7 protein-coding genes are annotated in these 5332 nt (G+C 63.0%); 1 reads left to right on the top strand and 6 read right to left on the bottom strand.

Annotation, left to right across the window (positions count from 1 at the left end):
• The 4 genes from EN964_RS23235 to rimP form a co-directional block, all read right to left on the bottom strand.
• Window positions 1-305: translation initiation factor IF-2 associated domain-containing protein (locus EN964_RS23235; protein WP_206528747.1), on the bottom strand; the 305-nt coding region annotated here is incomplete at its 3' end.
• The gene (locus tag EN964_RS23230; RefSeq protein ID WP_127270709.1) at window positions 302-952 is read right to left on the bottom strand and encodes an RNA-binding protein; all 651 of its coding nucleotides are present in this window, start codon (window positions 950-952) and stop codon (window positions 302-304) included. The genes EN964_RS23235 and EN964_RS23230, both read right to left, overlap by 4 nt.
• Before the next feature lie 38 nt (window positions 953-990).
• Window positions 991-2586 carry a transcription termination factor NusA gene (nusA, locus tag EN964_RS23225; protein ID WP_013527896.1) on the bottom strand — a complete coding sequence of 532 codons (1596 nt, stop codon included), beginning with the start codon at window positions 2584-2586 and terminating at the stop codon, window positions 991-993.
• A 49-nt stretch (window positions 2587-2635) separates the two neighbouring features.
• Entirely contained in the window at window positions 2636-3280 is a 645-nt protein-coding gene (gene rimP, locus EN964_RS23220) for a ribosome maturation factor RimP (protein ID WP_127270712.1), read from the bottom strand.
• Between the two features lie 299 nt (window positions 3281-3579).
• On the opposite strand from rimP, the gene EN964_RS23215 reads away from it, so the two are divergent.
• Complete coding sequence (locus EN964_RS23215) at window positions 3580-3747, top strand: hypothetical protein (protein ID WP_013527898.1); 168 nt, start codon at window positions 3580-3582, stop codon at window positions 3745-3747.
• 66 nt (window positions 3748-3813) lie between these two features.
• Here EN964_RS23215 and EN964_RS23210 read toward each other — a convergent pair whose 3' ends face one another.
• Together EN964_RS23210 and metK are read right to left on the bottom strand one after the other, a co-directional pair.
• A complete protein-coding gene (locus tag EN964_RS23210; RefSeq protein WP_127266943.1) occupies window positions 3814-4515 on the bottom strand; it encodes a tRNA (guanosine(46)-N(7))-methyltransferase TrmB in 702 nt (233 codons plus the stop codon).
• A gap of 23 nt (window positions 4516-4538) precedes the next feature.
• Window positions 4539-5332, bottom strand: a 794-nt coding sequence (gene metK, locus EN964_RS23205; protein ID WP_127276765.1) for a methionine adenosyltransferase, incomplete at its 5' end; no start/stop codon positions are given.

Here is a 5332-nt window from a genome sequence, read left to right as displayed (position 1 = left end):
ACCATGCCGCTGCGCTCGACCGGGGCCGGTGGCGGCGGGGGTGGCGGCGCCTTCGGTGCTTCCGGCACGACGGGTGCGGCCACGACCGCCGGCTTCGGTGTGAAGACGGGGGCGGCAACAGGCTCCGGCTTGTCGCCGGGCATCGAGAACTTGCGCTTCTTGGTTTCGACGACGACCTGCTTGGTGCGGCCGTGCGAGAAGTTCTGGCGCACAGTGCCCTGCTCCATACCGGGGCGCTTCAGCGTCAAGGTCTTCTTCGGCGTCACACTCAGCGTATTGTCGTCACCCGATTTCGTATCGCTCATTCCATATCCTCTGCGGCATCATCTTCGTCAGCAACAGCCGCAAGCATTGCCAGATCGTCCGGGGAACCGCCCCGATACCGGTCGAGCGCAACCATGCGCTTCTGGACCGCCCTGCCCGCGTCTCCCGCGAGAACGGCAGCATGTATCACATTTGTACCCCCCAATGCCAAGCTCAACTCGACCTCGGAGAAAAGTTTGTAGGCAAGGATGGCGGGCCCGCCGAGATGGACTGTCGCCCGTCGCGCCTGGCTGATCTTGCGCACGCCGTCATCGGACGCCTCGGTCGCGTGGAGCACGAAAAGCGCCAATCCGCCGCGAACAGCACTTTCGACCTTGGTAGCACCAAGCGAAATTGCGCCTGCCTTACGGGCAAGACCAAGCATGCCCAGAGCGTGCCTGGAAAGCAGCCCGTCGATCATGCCGCCAAGATCGGGCGGCACGACCACCTGTGCCTTGAAGGCGCGGGCAAAGAGGTTCTTCGCCGCAGCCTTGTCGATATGTAGGCGGTCGGCGCTCACCCAGCAACCGCGGCCGGGCAGATTTCTCTTGATGTCGGGAACGACGGCCGAATCCGGGCCGACGACGAACCGGATCAGATCATCCGGTTCGGCTTGTTTGCGCGTAACGATGCAGGTGCGATCGTTCATCTCGTCCAGGGGCGGGTTCGGTGCGATGCGGTTTCACCTCACGCACCAACGGCTTCGTCAGCCGAGACTTCTTCGGCTGCAAGCTCGTCTTCGGTGATCCAGCCGGCCTTGAGGCGGGCGGCCAGAACCATCTGTTCGGCGTCCGCGCGGGTCACGCCATGATTGGCCAGCACGCCCGGATAGACCTTTGTCTCGCCGTCCTTGCGTTCCTTCCAGCCGGTCAGGTCGTCGGCGGCATAGCCGGCGAAATCCTCGATCGTCTTCACGCCGTCCTCGCCAAGCGTCACCATCATGGCGGTGGTGACGCCGGGGATTTCGCGCAACTCGTCCGAAACACCGAGCGCCTTGCGCTTGTCATCGTGCTCGGCCTCGATCTTCTCCAGATATTCGCGGGCGCGGGTCTGGATTTCCGAAGCGGTGTCCTCGTCGAAACCGTCGATCGAGGCGATCTCGCCGGAATCGACATACGCGACTTCCTCGACGCTGGTGAAGCCTTCGGAGGCCAGCACCTGGCCGACCATCTCGTCGACGTCGAGGGCTTCCATGAACAGCGACGAACGCTCGACGAATTCCTTCTGGCGACGCTCGGATTCTTCGGCCTCGGTGAGGATGTCGATATCCCAACCGGTCAGCTGCGAAGCCAGACGCACGTTCTGGCCGCGGCGGCCGATGGCCAGCGACAGCTGGTCGTCGGGAACCACGACTTCGATGCGCTCGGCATCCTCGTCGAGCACGACCTTGGCGACTTCCGCCGGCTGCAGCGCGTTGACGATGAAGGACGCCGCAGAAGGCGACCACGGAATGATGTCGATCTTCTCGCCCTGCAATTCGCCGACGACGGCCTGGACGCGGCTGCCGCGCATGCCGACGCAGGCGCCGACCGGATCGATCGAGCTGTCGCGCGAAATAACGGCGATTTTGGCGCGCGAACCCGGGTCGCGGGCGACCGATTTGATCTCGATGATGCCGTCATAGATTTCCGGCACTTCCATGGTGAACAGCTTGGCCATGAACTGCGGATGGGTACGCGACAGGAAGATCTGCGGGCCGCGCTGCTCGCGGCGCACATCGTAGACATAGGCGCGGACGCGGTCGCCATATTTGTAGTTTTCACGCGGGATCAGCTCATCGCGACGGATGATCGCTTCGCCGCGGCCGAGATCGACGATGACGTTGCCGTATTCGACGCGCTTGACGGTACCGTTGACGATCTCGCCGATGCGGTCCTTGTACTCGTCATACTGGCGGTCGCGTTCGGCCTCGCGGACCTTCTGCACGATGACCTGCTTGGCCGACTGGGCAGCGATGCGGCCGAAATCCATGGGCGGCAGCTGTTCGGCGATGAAGTCGCCGAGCTGGGCGTCGGGATTGCGCTCGCGAGCCGAGGAAATGGCGATCTGCGTGGCGTAGTCATCGACCTTCTCGACCACTTCCATCAGCCGCTGCAGCTTCATCTCACCGGTGTTCGGGTTGATGTCGGCGCGGATGTTGGTCTCCTGACCGTAACGCGAGCGCGCCGCCTTCTGGATCGCATCGGCCATGGCGGCGATGACGATCGACTTGTCGATCGACTTTTCACGCGCGACCGCGTCGGCGATCTGCAGCAATTCAAGTCTGTTGGCGCTTACAACCATCGTTTTTCTCCGGAGCTTGTTTGCCGGGCCTTTGCGCCCGGCAGCTCAATCATAGTTCCTGTTCGTGGTCTTCCGTGGCGTCCGCTTCCGCACCCGACTCGTCATCGTCCGGTTCGCCGCGGCGCTTCTTGGCTTCCTTGCGCGCCCTGTTGTCCTTCGACAGGGCATCGCGGATGAGATCGTCGGTCAGGATCAGGCGCACGTCGGCAATCGCATCGTAGGGGACACGCACCGTCGGCTCCTCGCCATAGGCTGCCTTGTCGCGCTCGATCAGCACATCGTCTTCGCCGGCTTCGGCGATCTTGCCCTTGAAGCGCTTGCGGTCGGCGACGACCATCGATGTTTCCATCTTCACCAGATGACCCGTCCAGGTCGTGAAATCCGATTTACGGACCAGTGGCCGGTCGATGCCGGGCGACGAGACTTCGAGGTGATAGGCCTTTTCGATCGGATCATCGACGTCGAGCGCCGGCGACACAGCGCGGCTGACCTCTTCGCAATCTTCGACGGTCATGGTGCCGTCCTCGCGTTCGGCCATGATCTGCAGCGTCAGCCCGTTCTGGCCCGACAGATGCACCCGCACGAGGCGGAAGCCGATGCCGCGCAGAACCGGCTGGACGATCAGCGCGATGCGCGCATCGATGCCGCTTTCGCGGATGATGCGATCGTCGCCCTCGCTTGCCGTTGCAGTCATTGAAGCCCTGTCGTTCTCTACCAAGTTATCGGCAGGTAATAAAAAAGAGCGGGACCGGGTGGACCCACTCTTCGTCATACCGACCAAGAATTTGAGGCTGATATAGACGATGACGGCCTGTGTTTCAAGCCCGCTGTGCTGGTCGGGCAACGCCGCCATCGAGGCGGCCCGCGCCAGCGTTGCATGGGGCGCATGGCGCCTATGCGGCGACACCCATGGGATCGGCGCTGAAACGCGCCTATTTATGTTGCGCTGCACAAATGTGGCCGTGCGCCATACGTGCGCGAAAGGACATGATCATGAGCAATCGCAAGATATTTTCTGCAATAGGCGACTTCTTCACCGTATTCGGCAGCGCCGTGGCCGCTTCACGGGCCGTGGAAGCCGGTCGCAGGCCGCGCGCCGACGACCTGCGCAATCTCGGCGTCGAGCCTGCCGCCTTCGATCGCATCGGCCGCCGCTTCTAGCTTTGACGCAATTCCGGACGGAAAACCGTTTCACACTTTTCCTGGAATTTCTCTATGACCGCGAGCTTATTTCCGAATGAAGGTCAGATAGGCCGGCCGCCGGCCCTCACGAATGGCCTTGGCCTCGTAACGGGTGCCCGGCCAACCTTCATAGGAAAGGTGCCAGTCCGCCGCCTCGCAAGCCTGCCATGCGAACGCGCCATGCGCGCGGCAATGCAGCAGGGTCCAGTTGACATAGGTGTCGATGTCGGACGCGAAGCGGAATTTTGAACCAGGCTTCAGCACATGCGCGAACCGCTCGAGATTGACCGGGCTGACGAAGCGCCGCTTCCAGTGTTTCTTCTTCGGCCAAGGGTCGGGATAGAGCAGATCGATGCCGTCGAGCGAGGCTTGCGGCAGCCAGTCGAGCAGCCTTGTGGCGTCGTCGTCATAGACCCGCAGATTGGCGAGTGGTTTCTCGCGCACCGCCATCATCATCTTGGCCATGCCGTTGACGAAGGGCTCGACGCCGATAAAGCCGATCGAAGGCGCCTCGATCGCACGATGCAGGAGATGCTCGCCACCGCCGAAGCCAATCTCAAGGCGAACCGCGCTGACATCCGTCTCAAACAGACTGCTGAGATCGGTCGGCGGTTCAGCCGTCAGATCGAGCCGATATGTGCCAAAGCCGCTTTCCAATGCGGCCGCCTGCTGCGGACGCATGGTTTTGCCGCGCCGGCGACCGAAAAAGGCTTCGGTCGCGCGGCTTGGTCTGCCCTTCGGATCCATGGTGGGACTTTGCGGCGCCGCTGTCAGGCGGCGACCGCGTCCTTGAGCGCCTTGGCGAGATCGGTCTTTTCCCAGGAGAAAGACCCATCACGGCCGGCCTTGCGGCCGAAATGGCCGTAGGACGACGTCTTGGCGTAGATCGGTTTGTTGAGATCGAGGTGACGGCGGATACCCGACGGCGACAGATCCATCACCGTGCGCAGCGCGTCCTCGAGCTTTGCCTCGTCGACCTTGCCGGTACCGTGCAAGTCGACATAGACCGACAGCGGCTGAGCAACGCCGATGGCGTAGGAAAGCTGGATGGTGCAGCGGTCGGCGAGTTTCGCCGCCACGACGTTCTTGGCCAGGTAGCGCGCCGCATAGGCCGCCGAACGATCCACCTTGGTGGTGTCCTTGCCGGAGAAGGCACCGCCGCCATGGGGTGCGGCACCGCCATAGGTGTCGACGATGATCTTGCGGCCGGTCAGCCCGGCGTCGCCGTCCGGCCCGCCGATGACGAACTTGCCGGTCGGATTGATGTACCACATGCAGTTGTCGGCGATCTTCAGCTCGCCCAGCGCCTCCCGGATATAGGGTTCGACGACCTTGCGGACCTTCTTCGAATCCCAGCTCGCATCGAGATGCTGCGTGGACAGCACGATCTGCGTCGCCTCGGCGGCCTTGCCGTCGACATAGCGAACGGTGACCTGGCTCTTGGCATCCGGTCCGAGCCTGCCGGCTTCACCGCTGCCCTCGTGGCGGGCGGCCGCCAGCAATTCGAGTATCTTGTGGCTGTAGTAGATCGGCGCCGGCATCAGATCCGGCGTCTCGCGGCAGG

This window comes from Mesorhizobium sp. M7A.F.Ca.CA.001.10.2.1 (genome assembly GCF_003998575.1).
Classification (GTDB): domain Bacteria; phylum Pseudomonadota; class Alphaproteobacteria; order Rhizobiales; family Rhizobiaceae; genus Mesorhizobium.
The sequence above is the reverse complement of the archived record's forward strand: the minus strand, read 5'-3'. Positions and strand labels throughout refer to the sequence as shown.